This window comes from Streptomyces malaysiense (assembly GCF_000980885.2).
Classification (GTDB): domain Bacteria; phylum Actinomycetota; class Actinomycetes; order Streptomycetales; family Streptomycetaceae; genus Streptomyces; species Streptomyces malaysiense.
The window spans coordinates 24250-45234 of sequence record NZ_LBDA02000009.1; the positions used below are offsets into that span (position 1 = coordinate 24250).

19 protein-coding genes are annotated in these 20985 nt (G+C 72.1%); 10 read left to right on the forward strand and 9 right to left on the reverse strand.

What is annotated here, in order from left to right; genetic code table 11:
* The first annotated feature begins 57 nt into the window (after positions 1–57).
* Positions 58–1038 carry an NAD(P)H-quinone oxidoreductase gene (locus VT52_RS05180; protein ID WP_046418324.1) on the forward strand — a complete coding sequence of 327 codons (981 nt, stop codon included), beginning with the start codon at positions 58–60 and terminating at the stop codon, positions 1036–1038.
* A 22-nt stretch (positions 1039–1060) separates the two neighbouring features.
* Here the strand turns inward: VT52_RS05180 and VT52_RS05185 are convergent, their stop codons facing one another.
* Positions 1061–1768, reverse strand: coding sequence for a hypothetical protein (locus VT52_RS05185; protein WP_046418325.1), 708 nt, complete (start codon positions 1766–1768; stop codon positions 1061–1063).
* Positions 1769–1949: 181 nt separating this feature from the next.
* On the opposite strand from VT52_RS05185, the gene VT52_RS05190 reads away from it, so the two are divergent.
* A complete protein-coding gene (locus tag VT52_RS05190) occupies positions 1950–2492 on the forward strand; it encodes a bacterial proteasome activator family protein (protein ID WP_046418326.1) in 543 nt (180 codons plus the stop codon).
* Positions 2493–2606: 114 nt separating this feature from the next.
* Here VT52_RS05190 and VT52_RS05195 read toward each other — a convergent pair whose 3' ends face one another.
* On the reverse strand, positions 2607–4238 hold the full coding sequence (locus VT52_RS05195) for a Stk1 family PASTA domain-containing Ser/Thr kinase (RefSeq protein WP_046418328.1): 1632 nt from the start codon (positions 4236–4238) through the stop codon (positions 2607–2609).
* A 344-nt stretch (positions 4239–4582) separates the two neighbouring features.
* On the opposite strand from VT52_RS05195, the gene VT52_RS05200 reads away from it, so the two are divergent.
* Positions 4583–6223: a protein kinase domain-containing protein gene (locus tag VT52_RS05200; protein WP_079174851.1), complete on the forward strand. Its 1641-nt coding sequence runs from the start codon at positions 4583–4585 to the stop codon at positions 6221–6223.
* A gap of 148 nt (positions 6224–6371) precedes the next feature.
* Here VT52_RS05200 and VT52_RS05205 read toward each other — a convergent pair whose 3' ends face one another.
* A complete protein-coding gene (locus tag VT52_RS05205) occupies positions 6372–7391 on the reverse strand; it encodes a phosphotransferase (RefSeq protein ID WP_206306436.1) in 1020 nt (339 codons plus the stop codon).
* Positions 7392–7913: 522 nt separating this feature from the next.
* On the opposite strand from VT52_RS05205, the gene pdhA reads away from it, so the two are divergent.
* Genes pdhA through VT52_RS05220 form a run of 3 tightly spaced genes read left to right on the forward strand, consistent with a single transcriptional unit; the run spans position 7914 to position 11542 of the window.
* Entirely contained in the window at positions 7914–9158 is a 1245-nt protein-coding gene (pdhA, locus tag VT52_RS05210; RefSeq protein WP_046418330.1) for a pyruvate dehydrogenase (acetyl-transferring) E1 component subunit alpha, read from the forward strand.
* Between the two features lies 1 nt (position 9159).
* Positions 9160–10137 (forward strand): alpha-ketoacid dehydrogenase subunit beta, encoded by a 978-nt coding sequence (locus VT52_RS05215; protein ID WP_046418331.1) that lies wholly within the window; start codon positions 9160–9162, stop codon positions 10135–10137.
* A 10-nt stretch (positions 10138–10147) separates the two neighbouring features.
* Positions 10148–11542: a dihydrolipoamide acetyltransferase family protein gene (locus VT52_RS05220; RefSeq protein ID WP_046418333.1), complete on the forward strand. Its 1395-nt coding sequence runs from the start codon at positions 10148–10150 to the stop codon at positions 11540–11542.
* A 78-nt stretch (positions 11543–11620) separates the two neighbouring features.
* Here VT52_RS05220 and VT52_RS05225 read toward each other — a convergent pair whose 3' ends face one another.
* Positions 11621–12469, reverse strand: a complete 849-nt coding sequence (locus VT52_RS05225; RefSeq protein ID WP_046418334.1) for a hypothetical protein — start codon at positions 12467–12469, stop codon at positions 11621–11623.
* 375 nt (positions 12470–12844) lie between these two features.
* On the opposite strand from VT52_RS05225, the gene VT52_RS05230 reads away from it, so the two are divergent.
* The gene (locus tag VT52_RS05230; protein ID WP_240509640.1) at positions 12845–13612 is read left to right on the forward strand and encodes a hypothetical protein; all 768 of its coding nucleotides are present in this window, start codon (positions 12845–12847) and stop codon (positions 13610–13612) included.
* Between the two features lie 25 nt (positions 13613–13637).
* On the opposite strand, the gene VT52_RS05235 is transcribed toward VT52_RS05230, so the two are convergent.
* From VT52_RS05235 to VT52_RS05245, 3 genes are all read right to left on the reverse strand, one after another.
* Positions 13638–14636 (reverse strand): DUF1648 domain-containing protein, encoded by a 999-nt coding sequence (locus VT52_RS05235; RefSeq protein WP_240509641.1) that lies wholly within the window; start codon positions 14634–14636, stop codon positions 13638–13640.
* On the reverse strand, positions 14633–14983 hold the full coding sequence (locus VT52_RS05240; RefSeq protein WP_046418336.1) for a GntR family transcriptional regulator: 351 nt from the start codon (positions 14981–14983) through the stop codon (positions 14633–14635). The genes VT52_RS05235 and VT52_RS05240 overlap by 4 nt, the downstream gene beginning before the upstream one ends.
* A 157-nt stretch (positions 14984–15140) precedes the next feature.
* On the reverse strand, positions 15141–16043 hold the full coding sequence (locus VT52_RS05245) for a D-alanyl-D-alanine carboxypeptidase family protein (protein WP_046418337.1): 903 nt from the start codon (positions 16041–16043) through the stop codon (positions 15141–15143).
* A 188-nt stretch (positions 16044–16231) separates the two neighbouring features.
* Between VT52_RS05245 and VT52_RS05250 the strand changes: the two genes are divergently transcribed.
* Together VT52_RS05250 and VT52_RS05255 are read left to right on the forward strand one after the other, a co-directional pair.
* A complete protein-coding gene (locus VT52_RS05250; protein WP_046418338.1) occupies positions 16232–16903 on the forward strand; it encodes a GntR family transcriptional regulator in 672 nt (223 codons plus the stop codon).
* A complete protein-coding gene (locus VT52_RS05255; RefSeq protein ID WP_046418339.1) occupies positions 16900–18195 on the forward strand; it encodes an MFS transporter in 1296 nt (431 codons plus the stop codon). Before VT52_RS05250 ends, VT52_RS05255 begins: the two co-directional genes overlap by 4 nt.
* Before the next feature lie 21 nt (positions 18196–18216).
* On the opposite strand, the gene VT52_RS05260 is transcribed toward VT52_RS05255, so the two are convergent.
* On the reverse strand, positions 18217–18969 hold the full coding sequence (locus VT52_RS05260) for an SAM-dependent methyltransferase (RefSeq protein WP_046418340.1): 753 nt from the start codon (positions 18967–18969) through the stop codon (positions 18217–18219).
* A gap of 168 nt (positions 18970–19137) precedes the next feature.
* The gene (locus VT52_RS05265) at positions 19138–19962 is read right to left on the reverse strand and encodes a maleylpyruvate isomerase family mycothiol-dependent enzyme (protein ID WP_046418341.1); all 825 of its coding nucleotides are present in this window, start codon (positions 19960–19962) and stop codon (positions 19138–19140) included.
* Positions 19963–20144: 182 nt separating this feature from the next.
* Between VT52_RS05265 and VT52_RS05270 the strand changes: the two genes are divergently transcribed.
* A complete protein-coding gene (locus tag VT52_RS05270; RefSeq protein WP_046418343.1) occupies positions 20145–20963 on the forward strand; it encodes a carbon-nitrogen family hydrolase in 819 nt (272 codons plus the stop codon).
* Positions 20964–20985: the final 22 nt, after the last annotated feature.

Below are 20985 nucleotides of genomic sequence, written 5' to 3' on the forward strand. Positions count from 1 at the left end.
GGCGGGGCGTCGGGCGCCGCGGCCGCCCGGCGCGGCAGGGGGAGTAGCGTCGCGGACATGCATGCGATCACGATTTTCGAACCTGGTGGTCCCGAGGCGCTGGTGTGGGACGAGGTCCCCGATCCGGTGGCCGGCGAGGGCGAGGTGCTGGTCGACGTGACGGCCAGCGCCGTCAACCGTGCCGACGTCCTGCAACGGCAGGGCTTCTACAACCCGCCGCCCGGCGCCTCCCCCTACCCCGGCCTGGAGTGCTCCGGCCGGATCGCCGCGGTCGGCCCCGGGGTGTCCGGCTGGGCCGTCGGCGACGAGGTGTGCGCGCTGCTCGCGGGCGGCGGCTACGCCCAGAAGGTCGTCGTACCGGCCGGGCAGCTGCTGCCGGTGCCGGCGGGCGTCGACCTCGTACGGGCCGCCGCGCTGCCCGAGGTGGCCTGCACGGTCTGGTCCAACGTGTTCATGATCTCCCATCTGCGACCGGGCGAGACCCTGCTGGTGCACGGCGGCTCCAGCGGCATCGGCACCATGGCGATCCAGCTGGCCAAGGCGGTCGGCGCCAGGGTCGCGGTGACCGCCGGGACCAAGGAGAAGCTGGAGCGTTGCGCCGAGCTGGGCGCCGACATCCTGATCAACTACCGGGAGCAGGACTTCGTCGCCGAGGTGGAGGAGGCCACCGCCGGCGCCGGCGCCGACGTCGTCCTCGACAACATGGGCGCCAAGTACCTCGACCGCAATGTGCGCGCCCTGGCGGTCAACGGGCGCCTGGCGATCATCGGGATGCAGGGCGGTGTCAAGGGTGAGCTGAACATCGGCACGCTGCTGCAGAAGCGGGCGGCCGTCACCGCCACCTCGCTGCGGGCGCGGCCGGCGGAGGAGAAGTCGGCCATCGTCGCCGCGGTGCGCGAACACGTCTGGCCGCTGATCGCCGGGGGGCGTGTGCGCCCGGTGGTGGACCGTGAGCTGCCGATGCCGCGGGCCGCCGAGGCGCACCGGGTCGTGGAGGAGAGCGGCCACATCGGCAAGGTGCTGCTCGTGGCCCCGTAGCGGACCCTCCGGGGGCCGGGGATCAGCTCCTGCGCAGCCGGAGCCCCAGGAAGGCGAGGCCGAGGCCCAGGCCGATGAGGACGAGTCCGCTGCCGAGCGGCAGGATCCGCAGGGTCGGCTCGCTCGCGTTCTCGCTCTGTCGGGCGGCGTTCTCGTCGGCCGACTGCCCCGGTGTGGGGTCGAGGCCCGCCTCCTGGGTCGGCCGTGAGGCGGTCGGGGTCTCCGCGGTCTCCGGCTCCGCGGGCCGCGCCGCGGCGGACTCCGGGACGGAGTCCTCGTCGCCCTCCACCTGGGCCCAGGGCCCGTCCTGCCGCCCCGGACGCAGCTTCCCCTCACCGGCTCCGCTCCCCGCCCGGGACGGCTCGCCGGACGGCGCGCTGTACGTGGCGGAGGCGGAGCCGGACGGCGGGGCCGGGTGCTCGGACGGCGGGGCCGGGTGCTGGGGCCCGGCGCCGCCGTGTCCCGGACGGTCCTGGTGACCGTGTCCGGAGTGACCGGAACCGGCGGCGTTCCCGGCCGCGGAGGACCCTCCGGCACCAGCACCGCCCGCGCCGCCCGGGTGGCCGGAGGGCGAGACCGAGGGCGTGGCGGCGGGGTGGCCCGCGGTGGGGGAGTGCGGGGGGCCGGCCTCGGCGGCGTACGCGGCGGCGGTGCCGTAGGCGGGCAGGGCCGCCGTGAGGACGAGCAGCAGCCGCAGACAGGGATGGGTGAGTCGCAGCCATGGAGTCACGTCGGTGACCTCCCGGAGCCCAGCTGGCGTGAGCGCGTGATCGATGATGAACCGACGGGACCAGCCTCACATCGCCGGACTCCTGGGGCATTCCGGATTGGGCCGACGGGTCTAACCGGCCGATCCGCTCCACCGGGGGGCGCCACGGTGGTGAGGTGGGCGGGTGCGAGAGAATGACGGCATGGAGATGCCGAGGAACGAACGGTCGCCGGAGAATCCCCAGATCCTCGTCGTGGGCCAGGACGGGATGGCACTCGGCGGAGGTGGCGGGGACGACGATTCCCGCGAGATTCCGGTCACCGAGCAGGTCGAGCAGCCCGCCAAGGTCATGCGGATCGGCAGCATGATCAAGCAGCTCCTGGAGGAGGTGCGCGCCGCTCCCCTCGACGAGGCCAGCCGGGTCCGGCTGAAGGACATCCACGCCAGCTCGGTGAAGGAGCTGGAGGACGGCCTGGCGCCGGAGCTGGTCGAGGAGCTGGAGCGGCTGTCGCTGCCGTTCACCGACGACGTCACCCCGAGCGACGCCGAGCTGCGCATCGCGCAGGCACAGCTGGTGGGCTGGCTGGAGGGACTCTTCCACGGGATCCAGACCACGCTGTTCGCCCAGCAGATGGCCGCGCGGGCCCAGCTGGAGCAGATGCGCCGGGCGCTCCCGCCTGGCGTGTCGGGCCCCGAGGGCGACGACCAGCACCTGGGCGGGCACTCGGGCGGCCCGTACCTGTAGGCCCCCGGTGCGAGTCCCGCGAGGACTCACGCCCCCGGACATGAGGTTTCGCGCCCCAGCACGCGAGAGGGGGCCCGGCGCAAGAGCGCCGGGCCCCCTCTCGCACAGGGGTCACTACTGCGGCGGATTGCCCGTCGACACGCTCAGCTCGATGGTGCCCGGGTCCTTGGCGTTCACGTCCGTGCCCTCGGACGGGAACTGGTCCAGGACGGTGCCGTCGCCCCAGGTGTTGTCGTCCACCTTCTTGACGTGCAGCGTCCAGCCCGCGGCCTGGAAGCAGGACTTCACGGAGTTGATGTCCTTGTAGCGGAAATCGGGCAGCCGGATCTTGTCGGGGTCGTCGTAGGACTCGTCCGGCTCCGTGCACTTGGTCTTGTCGATCACCCGGGTGGTGTCCGGGCCCCGGTAGCCCGCCTGGTGGGTGGGGGACGACGAGGAACTGGCCCGACCGTGCCCGCCCGTGCCGCCACCGCCGCCGCTGTTCATGGTCAGCGCGACGACGAGGCCGACGACCGCGACGAGCGACACCCCGACCGCGCCGATGATCACGGCCTTGCCGCTCTTGCCGCCGTTCGGTCCGGGCCCCTGCGGAGCCGTCTGCGGCGCCTGCGCGTACGGCGGCGGGGTGCCGGGCCCGTAGCCCACCGGAGGCGTCTGGTAGCCGGACTGCTGCGGATAGCCGTAGGACGGCGCGGGCGTGGCCGGTGCCGGGATCCCGGGGCCGTACGGACCCGGCTGGTACGGCGTCTGCACCGGTCCGGGCGGCGTCCGCAGGCTCTGGTCGACCGGCGGGAACACCGCGGAGCCGACGCCCGAGCCGCTCTGCTGCGGACCGGCGCCCGGCACGATGCTCGGCGCGGCCCCCTGGAGGGAGGCGGCGACCCGCAGGCACTCCTCGCGCATGGCGTCGGCGGTCGGGAAGCGCTCGTTCGGGTTCTTCCGCAGGGCGCGGGCGACCAGCGCGTCCACCGCCGGGGGCAGCGAGCGGTTGACGGAGGACGGGGCGACCGGCTCCTCCTGCACGTGCGCGTACGCGATCGCCAGCGGGGAGTCCGCGTCGAACGGCAGCCGCCCGGTCACCAGCTGGAAGAGCATGATGCCGACCGAGTACAGGTCGGAACGGGCGTCCACGCCGCGGCCGAGGGCCTGCTCGGGCGAGAGGTACTGCGGGGTGCCGACGACCATGCCGGTCTGCGTCATCGAGGTCACGCCGGACTGCATGGCGCGCGCGATGCCGAAGTCCATGACCTTGACCACACCGCGCTTGGTCACCATCACGTTGCCGGGCTTGATGTCGCGGTGGACCAGCCCCATCTCGTGGCTGATGTCCAGGGCCGCGAGCACGTCCGCGGTGACCTTCAGGGCCTGGTCGGCGGGCATGGCGCCGCACCGCCGTATGTCCTCCTCCAGGACCGAGCCCAGCGGGCGGCCCTCGACGTACTCCATGACGATGTACGGGGTCGCCAGGCCGCCCAGGTCGTCCTCGCCCGTGTCGAAGACGGAGACGATGTTGGTGTGCGTGAGCTTGGCCACGGCCTGGGCCTCGCGGCGGAAGCGCTCGCGGAAGGCCTGCTCCCGGCCCAGCTCGGTGTGCAGCGTCTTGATCGCTACCTGGCGGTCCAGCACGGAGTCGTACGCGAGGTGCACCGAGGCCATCCCGCCCTCGCCGAGCAAGTCGCGCAGCTGGTACCGGCCGCCGGCCAGAGCCTGCCCCGCGTACCGGCCGTGTGTGCCGTCCTGGCTCATCTCTCCGCGTCCCCCATCGGCCGTCCGGCACTTCGGCTCGTCGCACAGGCCTTGATCGAATGTGTCATTCCCGGCCAAGTCTGCCCCAGGGCACCGACACGTCAAGCTCGGTGCCCGTTCCGTGACCGTACGGGCAGGAAGCGTCGCGCAAGCGTTACAGGGGGCATGCGACCGGCACACAGAATTTGCACGACGACCTGTGCTGAGGGTTTCATGGCCGGTCCGTCGCAGAGTCGGTCCCGGTTCCGGTTCCGAACCGGTGGCCCCCACGGAGGCTGTAGCGTGGCCGACGGAGACCGTGACAACACCGCGCGCACCGCGGGCAGAAACGACGGCGAGGACTGATGGCACAGACGCAGCGCGCCCAGGGCCCGTCCGACCCGGAGGCGTCTGGCGGCGGCGGTATGTCGGACGGGCCGGAGAACTGGGGCAACGCAGGGCTGGTCGGCGACGGCCGGTACCGGCTCACGCACCGCCTGGGCCGGGGCGGCATGGCCGAGGTCTTCGCGGCCGAGGACGTCCGTCTGGGCCGTACGGTCGCGGTCAAGCTGCTCCGCGCGGACCTGGCCGAGGATCCCGTCTCCAAGGCGCGGTTCACACGTGAGGCACAGTCGGTCGCCGGGCTCAACCACCACGCGATCGTCGCCGTGTACGACTCCGGCGAGGACGTCGTGGGCGGTCAGTCGGTGCCGTACATCGTGATGGAGCTGGTCGAGGGCCGCACCATCCGCGATCTGCTGATCAACGCGGAGGCTCCCGGCCCCGAGCAGGCGCTGATCATCGTCTCCGGTGTCTTGGAGGCGCTCGCCTACTCGCACCAGCACGGAATCGTGCACCGCGACATCAAGCCGGCGAACGTGATCATCACCGACAGTGGCGCCGTCAAGGTGATGGACTTCGGCATCGCCCGCGCCCTGCACGGCGCGCAGTCCACGATGACCCAGACCGGCATGGTCATGGGCACCCCCCAGTACCTCTCCCCGGAGCAGGCGCTCGGCAAGGCCGTCGACCACCGCTCCGACCTGTACGCGACCGGCTGCCTGCTGTACGAACTGCTCGCGCTGCGGCCCCCGTTCACCGGTGAGACCCCGCTGTCCGTGGTCTATCAGCACGTCCAGGACACGCCCATCGCGCCGTCGCAGGTCCTCCAGGCCTGCCCGCCGGAGCTGGACGGCCTGGTCATGCGCTCGCTCGCCAAGGAGCCGGACGACCGGTTCCAGACGGCGGAGGAGATGCGCGGCCTGGTCCAGTACGGCCTCCAGATGCTCTACGACCAGGGCGGCCACACCGGCACCTGGAACACCGGCCCGGTGGCGGTGCAGGACGGCCGGCACACCCCGGCGGGCGGCTTCGCGAGCACCACCGCCATGTTGCACCCGATGGCCGGCGCCGGCACCACGCAGATCCCGCAGCCGCTGCTGCCACAGGGCTACGGCCACGGCGACGACGGCGGCTTCGAGGGACAGGGCAACAAGGGCAGCGGCCGCGGCAAGCTGTGGATCCTCGCCGTGCTCGCGGTCATCGCCATCGCGGCCGGCGTGGCGCTGGCGTTGCAGGGTGCGGGTGGCGGCGGTGGTGCCGGCACGGACACCAAGCCGCCGGCGACGCACACCAAGAGCACCCAGGACGATTCGGCCACCTCCAGCCCGACCGACGACAACACCGGGCAGCCCACGGACACCGCTACCGACGACGGGTCGGGCATCGGTTCCGGGTCGGGCTGGTCGCCTTCGTACACGCCGTCGTACACCCCGACCGACCCGGAGACCACCGGTCCCACCGACCAGCCGACGAAGTCCCAGTCCCCGTCGACGCAGCCCACGGACCCGACGACCGGGGGCAACGCGGGCGGTGGTACCGACACCGGTGGTACCGACACCGGCGGTGCCACCGGCGGCACGGACACGGGCACCACGGGCGGCGGCGGCAGTACCACCGACGGCAACGCGGCGGCAGGCGGGGCGGCGGGAGTGCCCACCGGCTGAACACCGGCGGGGCCGCCCGCCGGAGGGACATCGGCGGGCATGCCCGCCGGGAGCGCGTTTACGGGGCCCGGGAGACCGGGCCCCGGTTCGTTCGTTCACCGGCGGCACGGGACCGCTCCCGGGCCGACGAGAAGGGCCTGACCCCCGCTCACCCGGTGAACGCGTCGATCACCGCGTCGTACTCCCGGGTCCACCACACCACGAGCGCCGAGGCGGCCGGGAACTGGCAGTCGGCGCGGGTGTCGCCGCGTTCGTAGTGCCAGCGCAGCATCCAGAAGTCGTTCAGGCGTTCCCACCACACCCGGCGTACGGCCGCCCCCAGCTCAGCGGGCGTGGCATCGGCCGCGCGCCGGTACGCGCGGGCGTACGCCCGCACTTTCGGCAGGTCCAGGGCGCCCGCGGGGCGCACGAAGAAGATCGCGGCGGCACGTACGGCCTCCTCGGCGCGGGGCTGCACGCCGAGCCGGTCCCAGTCGACGATGGCCGCCGGGGCCCCGTCCCGGTAGAGCAGGTTGAACGGGTGGAAGTCGCCGTGCACCCAGCCCACCGGGCCGCCGGGCGGCGGGCGCCGGTCCGCGTGCCGCTCCAGCAGCTCCCGCCGCTCCCGCAGGCGGTGCCGGGCCAGCGCGTCGAAGGCGTCGGCCGGGCGGTGCCGGCGCACCCGGGCGAGCAGCTGGTCGATGAGCGTGAACGTGTCGGCCGGGTCGGCGCTCTCCACGGGGTGCGGGCTGGTGGCCGGGCGGGTGCGTCCCTTGGGCGGCATCACGCGCTCCAGGCAGGCGTGCACGGCGCCCAGCAGCGCTCCCAGGCGCGCGCTCTCCGAGCGGGTGAGCTGGCCGCCGTGGCGGTGCCCGCCGTCGATCCAGGGGTGCAGGGCGTAGGCGTGGCCGCCGACGACGGCGACGGTACGTCCCTCACGGTGCGCGAGCGGCACGGCGAGCGGCACGCCGAGGGCGGCCAGGCGCTGCGTGGCCCGGTGCCGGCGTTCGATGGCGGCCGGGTCGGCGGTGTCGGGGTCGAAGTGGTGCTTGAGGAAGTACCGGCCACGGGTGGTGCACAGCCGGTAGCCGCGGTTGAGCAGCCCCTGGTCGACCGGTTCGCAGGCCAGGGGCGTCCCGGCGGCGTCGTACAGGCGGAGCAGGGCGCCCAGAGGGGGCGCGTGAGGCATGGGGGGTGGTACACAAGGGCGCGGCACGCCGCAGATGCTAAGGCACGAAAAAGGCCCTTTGAGCTGGGCCTTTCACAGTCAGTCGTCGGTGGTCGCAATTGGTCACAGGGTGGACCCGGTCGAACGGTGAATGCCCGCCGTGTTCGCGCAGGTCTTGAAGCCTTTTCAAGGTTTCGGAGTTTTCCTCCCGCAAAGCGCGGGGCCGGTCTTCGCCGGAGAACTCTTCCCGTCACCTGGGTGACCGGGATAACGTTCGCTTGCTCCGGCCTTGCCGCAAGGCTGTGACCAGCACGCTTCCGCATCTCCTCGATTTACTTGGAAATCCAAGCAAAATCGCAGGTCAAGCGGGGTTTCACAGAAATGTGAAGCACTGGGTAACGTAATGGTCGCAGGGCGCTCGCCGGGGCACCTGTCACGCCTGTTCCCGGCCGAGTGGCACCCACCCCGTGCCCGGTGGTCGAAACAGGTGAGCCGCACTGGCCTACCGGCAACCCCGGGGGCCGGAACGACGGAGGAGCACACGTGACCGTGGACAGCAGTGCCGCGCGTAAGCGCAGCGCCGCAGGCAAAGCCGGCACCACCGGCAGCAAGACCGGCTCGGCCGGTACCAAGTCCGGAGCCGCCGGCGCCAAGCGCACCACCAGCACGACCCGGGCCCCGCGAGCCGGCGCGAAGAAGAGCACCGAGCCCCAGCTCGTGCAGCTTCTGACGCCGGAGGGCAAGCGGGTCAAGAACGCCGAGTACGACTCCTACGTCGCCGGCATCACCCCCGAAGACCTGCGCGGCCTCTACCGCGACATGGTGCTCACCCGTCGCTTCGACGCCGAGGCCACCGCCCTCCAGCGCCAGGGCGAGCTGGGCCTGTGGGCCTCCCTGCTGGGCCAGGAGGCCGCCCAGATCGGCTCCGGCCGGGCCACCCGCGAGGACGACTACGTCTTCCCGACCTACCGCGAGCACGGCGTCGCCTGGTGCCGCGATGTGGACCCGACCAACCTGCTCGGCATGTTCCGCGGTGTGAACAACGGCGGCTGGGACCCCAACAGCAACAACTTCCACCTGTACACGATCGTCATCGGCTCCCAGACGCTGCACGCCACCGGCTACGCGATGGGCGTGGCCAAGGACGGCGCGGACTCGGCGGTCATCGCCTACTTCGGCGACGGCGCCTCCAGCCAGGGCGACGTGGCCGAGTCGTTCACCTTCTCCGCGGTCTACAACGCGCCCGTGGTGTTCTTCTGCCAGAACAACCAGTGGGCGATCTCCGAGCCGACCGAGAAGCAGACCCGGGTGCCGCTCTACCAGCGCGCCCAGGGCTACGGCTTCCCGGGCGTGCGTGTGGACGGCAACGACGTGCTGGCCTGTCTCGCGGTCACCAGGTGGGCCCTGGAGCGCGCCCGCAACGGCGAGGGCCCGACCCTGGTCGAGGCGTTCACCTACCGCATGGGCGCCCACACCACCTCCGACGACCCCAGCCGCTACCGGGGCGACGAGGAGCGGCAGGCATGGGAGGCCAAGGACCCGATCCTGCGCCTGCGCCGCTATCTGGAGGCGTCGAACCACGCGGACGAGGGATTCTTCGAGGAACTCGAAGCCGAGTCCGAGGCGTTGGGCAAGCGAGTGCGCGAAGCGGTCCGCGCCATGCCCGACCCGGACCACTTCGCCATCTTCGAGAACGTGTACGCGGACGGGCACGCGCTCGTCGACGAGGAACGGGCCCAGTTCGCCGCCTACCAGGCGTCGTTCGCGGACGCAGAAGGGGGTCACTGAGATGGCCGAGAAGATGGCGATGGCCAAGGCCATCAACGAGTCGCTGCGCCGCGCCCTGGAGGCCGACCCCAAGGTCCTGGTCATGGGCGAGGACGTCGGCAAGCTCGGTGGCGTCTTCCGTGTCACGGACGGCCTCCAGAAGGACTTCGGCGACAGCCGGGTCATCGACACCCCGCTCGCCGAGTCCGGCATCGTCGGCACCGCGATCGGCCTGGCCCTGCGCGGCTACCGCCCGGTGGTGGAGATCCAGTTCGACGGCTTCGTCTTCCCGGCCTACGACCAGATCGTCACCCAGCTCGCCAAGATGCACGCGCGTTCGCTCGGCAAGGTCAAGATGCCCGTCGTCGTGCGCATCCCCTACGGCGGCGGCATCGGCGCGGTCGAGCACCACTCCGAGTCCCCCGAGGCGCTGTTCGCGCACGTCGCCGGCCTGAAGGTCGTCAGCCCGTCGAACGCGTCGGACGCCTACTGGATGATGCAGCAGGCCATCCAGAGCGACGACCCGGTGATCTACTTCGAGCCCAAGCGCCGCTACTGGGACAAGGCCGAGGTGGACGTCGAGGCGATCCCCGCCCCGCTGCACAAGGCCCAGGTAATCCGCGAGGGCACCGACCTGACCCTCGCGGCCTACGGCCCGATGGTGAAGCTGTGCCAGGAGGTCGCCGCCGCGGCCGCCGAGGAGGGCAAGAGCCTGGAGGTCCTGGACCTGCGCTCGGTCTCCCCCCTCGACTTCGACGCCATCCAGGCCTCCGTGGAGAAGACCCGCCGCCTGGTCGTGGTCCACGAGGCGCCGGTGTTCTTCGGCTCCGGTGGCGAGATCGCCGCCCGGATCACCGAGCGCTGCTTCTACCATCTGGAGGCCCCGGTGCTCCGGGTCGGCGGCTACCACGCCCCGTACCCGCCGGCCCGCCTGGAGGAGGAGTACCTGCCGGACCTGGACCGCGTGCTCGACGCCGTCGACCGCTCGCTGGCGTACTGAGGAGAGGGTCGTGACGACGATGACGGACGCGTCCGTACGCGAGTTCAAGATGCCCGACGTGGGCGAGGGCCTGACCGAGGCCGAGATCCTCAAGTGGTACGTCCAGCCGGGCGACACGGTCACCGACGGCCAGGTGGTGTGCGAGGTCGAGACCGCCAAGGCTGCCGTCGAACTGCCCATCCCCTACGACGGCGTGGTCAGCGAGCTGCGTTTCCCCGAGGGGACCACGGTCGACGTGGGTACGGCGATCATCACGGTGCAGGTGGCGGGCGGGGCCCCGGCTCCGGTGCCCGCACAGCCTGAGGCGGCGGCGCCCGCGGCCCCGGCCCCGGCTGCTCCGGCCCCGGCCGAGGAGGCCAAGCCCGCGGCTCGCCAGCCGGTGCTGGTGGGCTACGGCGTGTCGACCTCCGCGACCAGGCGCCGCCCGCGCAAGGGCCCCGAGGCCACCGTCCCGGCGCCGGCCGCCCAGCCCGAGCTGAACGGCCACGCCCCGGCGGCGGACAGCCCCCGCCCGCTGGCCAAGCCCCCGGTGCGCAAGCTGGCCAAGGACCTGGGCGTCGACCTGAGCGCGGTCGTCCCGTCCGGCCCGGACGGGATCATCACGCGCGAGGACGTGCACGCGGCGGCCGCGCCGGCGGCCGCGCCCGCGCCGGTGCCGGCGGCCGCCCCGGCCGCACCCGCCACCGCGGCCTCGTACGACGGTGCCCGGGAGACCCGCGTCCCCGTCAAGGGCGTGCGCAAGGCGACCGCTGCGGCGATGGTCGGCTCGGCGTTCACGGCCCCGCATGTCACGGAGTTCGTGACGGTGGACGTGACCCGCACGATGAAGCTGGTCGAGGAGCTGAAGCAGGACAAGGAGATGCAGGGCAGGCGGGTCAACCCGCTGCTGCTGGTCGCCAAGGCCCTGCTGGTCGCCATCAAGCGCAACCCGGACGTCAACGCGGCCTGGGACGAGGCCAACCAGGAGATCGTGGTCAAGCACTACGTCAACCTGGGCATCGCGGCGGCCACTCCGCGCGGCCTGATCGTCCCGAACATCAAGGACGCGCACGCCAAGACGCTGCCCCAGCTGGCCGACTCCCTCGGCGAGCTGGTGTCCACGGCGCGCGAGGGCAAGACCTCCCCCTCCGCCATGCAGGGTGGCACGGTGACGATCACCAATGTCGGCGTCTTCGGCGTCGACACCGGCACGCCGATCCTCAACCCGGGCGAGTCGGCGATCCTCGCCGTCGGCGCGATCAAGCTCCAGCCGTGGGTCCACAAGGGCAAGGTCAAGCCGCGCCAGGTGACCACCCTCGCCCTGAGCTTCGACCACCGCCTGGTCGACGGCGAGCTCGGCTCCAAGGTCCTGGCCGACCTGGCCGCGATCCTGGAGCAGCCGAAGCGGCTGATCACCTGGGCGTGACCGACCCTTCCGCACAACCCGAAGGCCCTGTGGATCGATCCACAGGGCCTCGGTCGTCTCACCGTCTCCGGCGAAGGGTCAGCGCACGTCGACGTAGTCGTAGGCGTCCGCGACGGAGGCGATGCCGTTACCGGCGTAGTGGAAGCGCCAGGTGCCGGGCACCGAAGCGGTGACGGTGGTCTTCAGGTAGCCGGTGGACGAGCTCTTGATCGTCTTCACGGTGCTGTAGGTGCTGCCGTTCGAGGGCTTGAACTGAAGCTCGACGGACTGGTTGCTGTAGCCGTAGTACTTCAGGTAAGACCAGCTGGCGAGCTTCAGGGTGCCGGTGACCGAGATGGTCTGGCCCTTGGCGACGGGCTCCGGAGCGGCGTTGAAGCCGCTGAAGCTGGCCGCCCGCTTGACCCAGCGGTTCTTGTAGATGTCCTTCTCGACGTGGTCGCCGTTGTTGGCCTCAGCGTAGACGGCGACGTTCCACTTGCCGTTCAGGGCACTGCTGTAGAGGTCGGTGTCGGCCGTGGCCGTGATGGTGATCTTGCAGGTGGCTGACGTGGCGCTCCACTTGTCGCAAGTGGCGGCGTTGTCCGTGTAGAGCAGGCCGTCGATGTCGCCGCTGGCGAGGTCGTTGCCGTGCCACAGGACGGCGTCGGCGGTGGCGATCCCGGACGGATCGGTGGCCGTGACGTAGATGTTGAAGGTCTTCTTGGTGATGCCGACGACGACATCCCTGTTGGCGTTGTCGGTGACCTTGGTGATCTGGATGTCACCCTGGGTCTCGTCGGCCGGTGCGTTGCGGCCGACGGACGGCTTCGAGGTGAAAGCCTGCGGGATGTTCGGGCTGTCCGCCGCCTGTGCGGCAGGAGCGAGCAGCGCGGTGAGCGCCACGGCGCCGGACACCGTCGCGGCGGCCAGGCTGGCACGAATACGCATCTGTGTTCCCCACGTGGAGAGAGCCTCGCGCACGATGCATGGGGGGTATGCGGGCTCTGAACGATGTAGTGAGCCTGTTGGCTCGCAAGAAAGACACGTGACACCAACGAACGGTTGTACGGTTCGCCGACTTTTTTTGAACCGGATATGACCATCGCCCGACACCGGTCCGGGATATGGCGGGGAGTCCGTCGGTGGACCGGATGGGAAAGGGTGTACTTGCCGCGATTCGGTCGGAGGCTGCCGTAGAGAGACGGAGCCGACCCCTGGCTCATTTCCTGGCCGATTCCCTGACGGGGCATCAGGGGCGAGTCGGGGTCTCGCCAGGGGTGTCACGGATGGTGAGGGCGCGGCGGAGGGCGGCACGCTGGGGGCATGACGAAATCCACTGCCGCCGAGGCCGGTTCGGGCCCTGTCGGCCGTTCCGCCTTCGTGCGCCGCGTGTCCGCCCGCCGCGCCGCCGCCCTCGCGGGTGCGGCCGTTCTCGCCGGTACGGCGGCGGTGTGCGCGCCCGGCGTCGCGGTCGCCGTGGACCGGGCCGCCGCGTCCGCCGTCCCCGCGACCGTTTTCCGTGACTGCCCGCCCCTGCCCGACGGGGTCGACCCGGCCCGCTGGAGATGCGAAGTGCACACCGCCGCGCCGGTGCTGGCATTCGGAAAGGTGACGGTGCGGCTCGCCCCGATCACCATGACCCACGCGGAAGGTCCCCTGCCGGACGGGGGTGACGGGCAGGTGTGGGGCGCGATGCACAGCACGCCGACGGCCGTGCCGGGCGTCCGGGGGCTCGCGATACAGCCCGAGTACGGGGGCCGGTCCGACTTCTACACCGGGACCTTCAGCCTCCGCTTCCGGCTCCTGGGCCGCCTGCCGGCGCCGGGCTGCACCATCGGCGCCACCGCCCCGGTCGACTTCCGGCTGAAGCGCTCGGGTCCCTCCACCTGGATCTCCCAGGACCCGCCGCTGATCGAGTTCTCGGCCTACGACGACACCTTCACCGCCCCGGCGGCCGAGCACTGCGGACCGCTCACCCGGCACCTCGACCGCCGCCTCGGCCTGCCGGCGGACGGGGGCAACCTGATGACGTACGACGCGTCGTACACCTTCAGGACCTACGACCGGCTCCCCCGAATACCGGCGCGGTAGAAGGGGCAGGGCGCCGGCACACGACTCACCGGCCGGGTTCGGACCGGCGCGCGCGGAGGGCGTTCAGCAGGGCCGCTCCCCGTTCCGCGTCGTCCACGCTGACCGCGAAGTCGGAACGCCGGCCTCGCGGGCGTACCACCAGGCAGTCGCCGGCGCGCAGCATGACCGTGGTGCCGAGGCCGCTGAGCCGGTAGCCCCAGCCGCCGACCTGGGAGGGCAGGCGCCGCTCGGCGCGGGCGGATTCGAGGGCGTCCGGGGTCCAGCGCCGGACGGGCCAGCCGAGGGGGCCGAAGGAGATCTCCAGGCCCGCCTCCGAGATCTTCGCCCGGACCGAGGAGGAGACACCGCCCGCGAGGGCGAGGACACCGCAGGCGGCGCACACCGGCCAGAGCGTCGCGGCTGGCGCCAGGCCCACCATCAGACCCAGGGCCGCGCCGACGGCGACCAGGCCGGCCGACGCCGACAGCGACTGGAGCCAGGGGTTGGCCGTGCGGGAGAACCAGACCAGCCGCTCGTCCCGGGCCAGGTCCAGCTCCGGGGCCCCGGCCCGGGGCGCGGTGGCGGTGGCGCGGACGGTCAGCCGCCAGGCGAGCACTCCGGCCGCCGCCGCGAGGGCCAGGGTGACGACGATCGACCAGACCGGCTGGCGGGCCTGGTGCCAGTCGGCGCGGTCGAGGTTCGCCCGTACGACGCAGACCTGGGCGCCGACGAGGACGACACCGGTGGGGACCAGCGCGATCGGCAGCCAGGAGCGGGGTCCGGCCCAGGAACGGCGCCATCTCACGCTCAGGGCGAGGGCGAGCACCAGCCAGACCGCGGCCGGTACCAGGGAGGCCGACCACAGGGGCATCGAGCCGTCGGGCGCCGGGCCGCCGCTCCAGTGGGTGGCCAGCCGGTGGGGCAGCCGGTCCCGCTGGAGCCAGGGGAGCCCGGCGACCAGCGCGGCGACGGCCGCCGTGCCGCCCGCCAGCGCGCAGCGCGCGGCCCGGCGCCGGCCGTGTCCCCCGTCGTGCCCGTCCGTCATGACAACTCCCGGATCATGTCGATGAGATCGGTCCGGCTGTACCCCAGCCGGGATGCCTCGGCCACCAGCTCCCGCACCTTGATCCGGAGCCCTGAGCGGGGGGCCGCGGCACCCTCGGCGACGGTGATGCCCCGGCCCCGGCGGAACTCCAGCAGGCCCTCGTCGCGCAGTTCGCGCAGACCGCGCAGGACGGTGTTGACGTTGAGGTCCAGGGCCGTGGAGAGGTCGCGGGCGGAGGGCAGGCGTTCGCCCGCCCGGCATTCGCCCTCGGCGATGGCCCGCCGGATCGCCGCCGCGACCTGCTCGTGCAGGGGGCGGGTGTCGGTGGTGTCCAGACGCAACAGCATGGTGCTAATAAAGCTAGCACCATTCGCTTCATCGCGGCACCCCGCCCGGTCCCCCGGCTCCGGTGGCCGCCCGGCCCCGGACAGCAGGACGGGCCCGCCGCTGGGTGCGGCGGGCCCGGGTGGTGCAGCGGATGAGCCGGCGTTCCGGCGTCGGTCGTCAGCCGAGCCTGGCGAAGCCGTAGTTGAGGAGCTTCGTGGCGTCCGACTCGCGCTTGGAGATGGAGGTGGAGGACAGGACGGTGCCGATGACGGTCTTGCCGTGGCGGGTGGCGGCGAAGACCAGGCAGTAGCCGGCCTCGGGGCCGGAGCCGGTCTTCACGCCGATGGTGCCGCTGTAGCTCTTGAGCAGACCGTTGGTGTTGACCCAGGTGCCCATCGTGCGGGTGCCGCCGGACTTGGTCTTCGTCCTGGCCGTGTACGACTTGGTCTTGACGATGGTGCGGAACGTGGAGCTCTTCATCGCGCTGCTGGCGATCTTCGTCAGGTCGCGCGGCGTCGAGTAGTTCTTGCCGTTGCCGATGCCGTCGAAGGAATCGAAGTGCGTGTTCTTCAGGCCGAGGCTCTTGGCGGCGCTGTTCATCTTGCCGATGAAGTTCGACACGCGGGCGGCGCGGGTGGAGCCGGAGCCGTACTTGTCCGCGAGGGCGTAGGCGGCGTCGCAGCCGGACGGCAGCATCAGCCCGTACAGCAGCTGGCGGACGGTCACCTTGTCGCCGACGATCAGGTGGGCCTGGGAGGCGTTGTTCTTGACGACGTAGTCGCTGTACGCCTTCTGGATCGTCACCGTGGCGCCGAGGTTCAGGTTCTTCTGCGCCAGTACGACCTTGGCCGTCATGATCTTGGTCGTGGACCCGGTGGACCGCTTGGTGTCCGCGGCCTTGGTGTAGAGCGTCGAACCGCTCGCGTTGTTCATCACATAGCCGCCCTTGGCCCCGATGGAGGGAGCGGTGGCGGCCTGTGCGGGTGCCGCGGTCAGGGCGCCGGTGGCGATCAGCGCACCGGAGGTGATCGCGACGGCGGTCGCTCGGCGGAGGCGGATGCCCTTGATGCCGGTAATCAAAGTGAATACCCCGATTGTCTGGAATGCCCCTGGATGCGGCCGAGTTGAGGTGCTCAGAGAGAAGGGCCGCATCTGTCTGACACGTGGGTAGCACAGAAGGTTGTGCGGCAATCGGGGGGAGAGGGGGCTCGCGTCCGCATCGTGGACGGCGGCGCGTGTTGCGTACCTGTTGTATCTATCATGTGGGCATGAAGACGGCCGTCCCGCACTCCGCCCCGCCCGCCAAGCAGCCACCCGCCGCCGACCGTGTCTACGCGCACGTCAAACAGGGCGTCCTCGACCGGAGCTACGAAGGCGGAACCCTCCTCACCGAGGGCGAGCTGGCCGAGGCCGTGGGTGTGTCGCGCACGCCCGTGCGGGAGGCGCTGCTGCGGCTGGAGGTCGAGGGCCTGATCCGGCTCTACCCGAAGAAGGGCGCCCTGGTGCTGCCCGTCTCCGCGCAGGAGATCTCCGACGTGGTGGAGACCCGGCTGCTGGTGGAGGAGCACGCCGCGCGCAAGGCCGTACCCGCCCCGCCGGGCCTGGTGGAGCGGCTGGCCGAGCTGCTGGAGCGGCAGAAGGCGCAGGTCTCCGCCGGGGAGCTGGCCGAGGCCGCGGTGACCGACCGCTGCTTCCACGCCGAGATCGTCCGCAGCGGGGGCAACGAGATCCTGGCGCGCCTCTACGACCAGCTGCGCGACCGCCAGCTGCGGATGGGCGTCGCCGTCATGTACTCCCACCCCGACCGGGTGGCCACGACGCTCGCCGAGCACGAGGAGATCCTGGAGGCGCTGCGTGCCGGGGACGCGGAGGCGGCCGTCGGGGTCGTGCACCGGCACGTGAGCCGGGTGTCGCTGCTCGCGCGGGGAGAGGTCCGATGAACAAGCTCACGCGTCCGGGTGACCCACCGGGCGGCGTGCGGGCCGTCGGTGTGTGGTCCATCGGCGTCGCGGTCTACTTCGTCGCCGTCATCTTCCGCACCTCGCTGGGCGTGGCGGGCCTCGACGCGGCCGACCGCTTCCATGTGAACGCCTCGGCGCTGTCCACCTTCTCCATACTCCAGCTGCTGGTCTACGCCGGCATGCAGATACCCGTCGGCCTGATGGTCGACCGGCTCGGCACCAAGAAGGTCCTGGCGCTCGGCACGGTCCTGTTCACGATCGGGCAGCTGGGCTTCGCCTTCTCGCCGTCGTACGGCACCGCGCTCGCCTCCCGGGCGCTGCTGGGCTGCGGCGACGCGATGACGTTCATCAGCGTGCTGCGCCTGGGCACCCGCTGGTTCCCGGCCCGCCGCGGTCCCCTCGTCGCGCAGCTCGCGGCCCTGGTCGGCATGGCGGGCAACCTCATCTCCACCCTGGTCCTGGCCCGGCTGCTGCACAGCCTCGGCTGGACGCAGGCGTTCGCCGGCAGCGCGCTGGCCGGCGTGGTCGTCCTCGTACTGACCCTGCTGTTCCTCCGGGACCACCCCGAGGGGCACGAGCCCGCGCCGTCCCCGCACCAGGGCTCCGCCTACGTCCGCCGGCAGATCGCCGAGGCCTGGCGGGAACCGGGCACCCGGCTCGGGATGTGGGTGCACTTCACCACCCAGTTCCCGGCGATGGTCTTCCTGCTGCTGTGGGGCCTGCCGTTCCTGGTCGAGGCGGAGGGGCTCAGCCGGCCCGCGGCGGGGGAGCTGCTGACCCTCGTCGTGCTGTCCAACATGGTGGTGGGGCTGGTCTACGGCCAGGTCATCGCCCGGCACCACAGCGCCCGGCTGCCGATCGCGCTGTGCACGGTGGCCGCGACCGCGCTGCTGTGGGCGGCGACGCTGGCCTACCCCGCGCCGCACGCGCCGACGTGGCTGCTGATCGTCCTGTGCACGGTGCTCGGCGCCTGCGGTCCGGCCTCGATGATCGGGTTCGACTTCGCCCGTCCGGCCAACCCGCCCGAGCGCCAGGGCACCGCGTCCGGCATCACCAACATGGGCGGTTTCATCGCCTCGATGACCACACTGCTCGCCATCGGCGTGCTGCTGGACGCGACGGGGGACGACTACCAGGTGGCGTTCAGCGCGGTGTTCGTCCTCCAGGCCGTCGGCCTCAGCCAGATCCTGCGGCTGCGGGCCCGTGCGGCCCGCCGTGAGCGCGAGCGGCTGGTGGCCAGCCGGGTGGAGACGGTGCACGTCCCGGCGTGAGCCGGCCACCCGGCTCCCGGGTCAGCGCAGGTCGGGGACGAGGGTGAGGTACGCGATACCGAGGACGCCCCGGTAGCTCATCCACTGACCGCGGTGCCGGTCCAGGCGGGCACGGGTCTCGGGCGCCAGCGGGTGGTCCGGGTGCTGGGCGAGCCATACCTCCAGGCCCGCCTGGTAACCCGACTCGAACTCCTCCCACTCCTGGGGGCTCGCCGTCTCGGTCCACTCCGGGCGGAAACCGGCCTCGACCGCGAGGTCGAGCAGTCCGCCGAGGTCGTAGTGGTCCTCCGCGGTGGCGCCCGGCCACATCCCGGCCAGTTCGGCCCCGGTGGGCGGCCGCTGCCAGAAACCCTCGCCCACCAGCACCCGGCCCCGGTCGGTCACCAGGCGCCGCAGCGCGCGCAGGGCCTCGGCGGTCGGCGGCTCGGCCTCGCTGAGGGCCTGGGTCGCGCCGAGACAGAGCACCAGGTCGGCCGGGCCCCGCCCGGTGCCCACGGCGGACTCCTCGGCGAGCTCCACCCGGTGGCCGAGCCCGCGTTCCTCGGCGTTCTTGCGGGCGCGGGCGAGATCCTCGGCGTTCAGGTCGACGCCGGTCCCGGTGGCCTCCGGTACGGCGTCCAGCACCCGGAGCAGCAACTCGGCCCAGCCGCAGCCGATGTCCAGCACGGTGCGGGGGTGGTTGACCGCGAGCCGCTGGACCATGGCGGTCGCGCGGGCCTCCGAGAGGGGGCCGTGGAAGGTGAGCCGGGCGAGCCGGGGCAGGTCGACGGTCATACCGGGTGACGCTAGGAGGTCGCCCCGATCGCCGCCACCGAATTGCAGGCGCCCTGAATTCCCCTGCGGGGAAGGGGCGGTCACCGCATCACGGGGTCACCGCATCACGGGGGCACGGCGTCGCGGGGGCACGGCGTCGCGGGGGCACGGCGTCGCGGGGTCATGACGTCACGGGGTCACGGCGAAGTTCCGCAGGATGGCCTCCGCCAGTTCCTGGTCGCCGTCCGTCTTGACGCGGTCCGCCACCGCCTCGGGCGTCACCCGGCCGCAGGCCAGCCGGACATAGGTCTCCCAGTCGAGGGTGAGAGAGGCCACCGGGCCGAGCGCCGGGGCGGTCTCCAGGGTGCCGCGGCCCTGGATGTCGACGCGTACGGTGCGCAGGAACTCCACGGGGCCGTGCACATCGAAGACGACGGCCGAACTGCGCGGCGCGTCCGCGCCCTTCGCCACCACCTTCGGCAGCGCGTCCAGCAGGAAGTCACGGGTGACGTGCGCGCCGGGCGAGTCGAGGTTGCCGGGACGGCCGAGGGCCGTGCGCAGATCCTGTTCGTGCACCCAGACGTCGAAGGCGCGCATCCGGTAGGCGTGTTCGAGGGTGATCTCCGTGCCCAGCGGGCCGCGCACCGTGGCGCCGGGCTCACGGTTCTCGTTGCGCATCTGGCGATTGCGGCGGATGACCGTGTACTCCAGCTCGGACGTCATCTCCGGCGCCGTGTGGTGGCGGCGGACGTCGACCTGCATCTCCATGTAGCGCTGGTGCTCGTTGCCGACGTGGAAGAGGTCGCGCGGCAGGGAGTGGATGGGCCGCGGGTCGCCGAGCAGTTCGCAGTCCAGGCCGATGACGTGCGAGACGACATCGCGCACCGACCATCCCGGGCACGGTGTCCGCCGGTTCCACTCGGTCTCGGCCAGTGGCTGCACCATCTCTGATATCGCGTCGACGGAGTGCGTCCAGGCGTCGGCGTAGGACTGGAGGGTGGGATGCAGACTCACGGAACGGGACCCCTCGGCGGTCGGTACACGGGCAGGTTGCGGCGGCGGTGCCAGCGGGCGGCGGCTGCACGTCGGCGGGTGTCTGGGAAGCTAAGTTACGCTGCTGGCAGGCACCCCGGCAGTGCTTTCGCGTGACGATCGTAGGCCCGTATGGAGTACTCGAATGCCAGGACGGTGGTAGTGTGCGCGCCTCTCTGATCCAGATCGCCGTCGACGAGGGCGAATCGCCCGCCTCGCGCAGACAGCGCGTGGCCGCCCTGGTCCGGGACCAGGCCGGGGCCGATCTGGTGGTGCTGCCCGAGCTGTGGACGACCGGCGCCTTCGCCTACGAGGACTTCGGCCGCGAGGCCGAGCCGCTGCACGGACCGACGTACGAGACCATGGCCGGGGCCGCGGCCGACGCGGGCGTGTGGCTGCACGCCGGGTCGATCCCCGAGCGCGCGGCGTCCGCGGACGGCTCCGGGCCGGACGACGGGACCCTCTACAACACCTCCCTCGTCTTCTCCCCCTCCGGGGAACTGGCCGCCGCCTACCGCAAGATCCACCGCTTCGGCTTCGACCAGGGCGAGGCCGTGCTGATGGGCGCGGGGCGGGAGCCGGTGACGGTCCCGCTGCCCGGCACCACGCTCGGCCTCGGCACCTGCTACGACCTGCGCTTCCCCGAACTCTTCCGCGCGCTCGTCGACGCCGGCGCCGAGGTGCTGGTGCTCCCGGCGGGCTGGCCCGAGCGGCGACGCGCGCACTGGACGCTGCTGGCCCGCGCGCGGGCGGTGGAGAACCAGGCGTTCGTGCTCGCCTGTGGAACGGCCGGGACGCACGCGGGAGTTCCGCAGGCGGGTCACTCGATCGTGGTGGACCCCTGGGGCGAGGTGCTGGCCGAGGCCGGCGCCGGCGAGGAGATCCTCACGGTCGACCTCGACCCGGCGAAGGTGGCCACGACGCGCGAGCAGTTCCCCGCGCTGAAGGACCGTGTCCTGGGTCTGGCGCCGCCCCGGCGGTAGCGGGGGCCGCCCGCGCACCGGG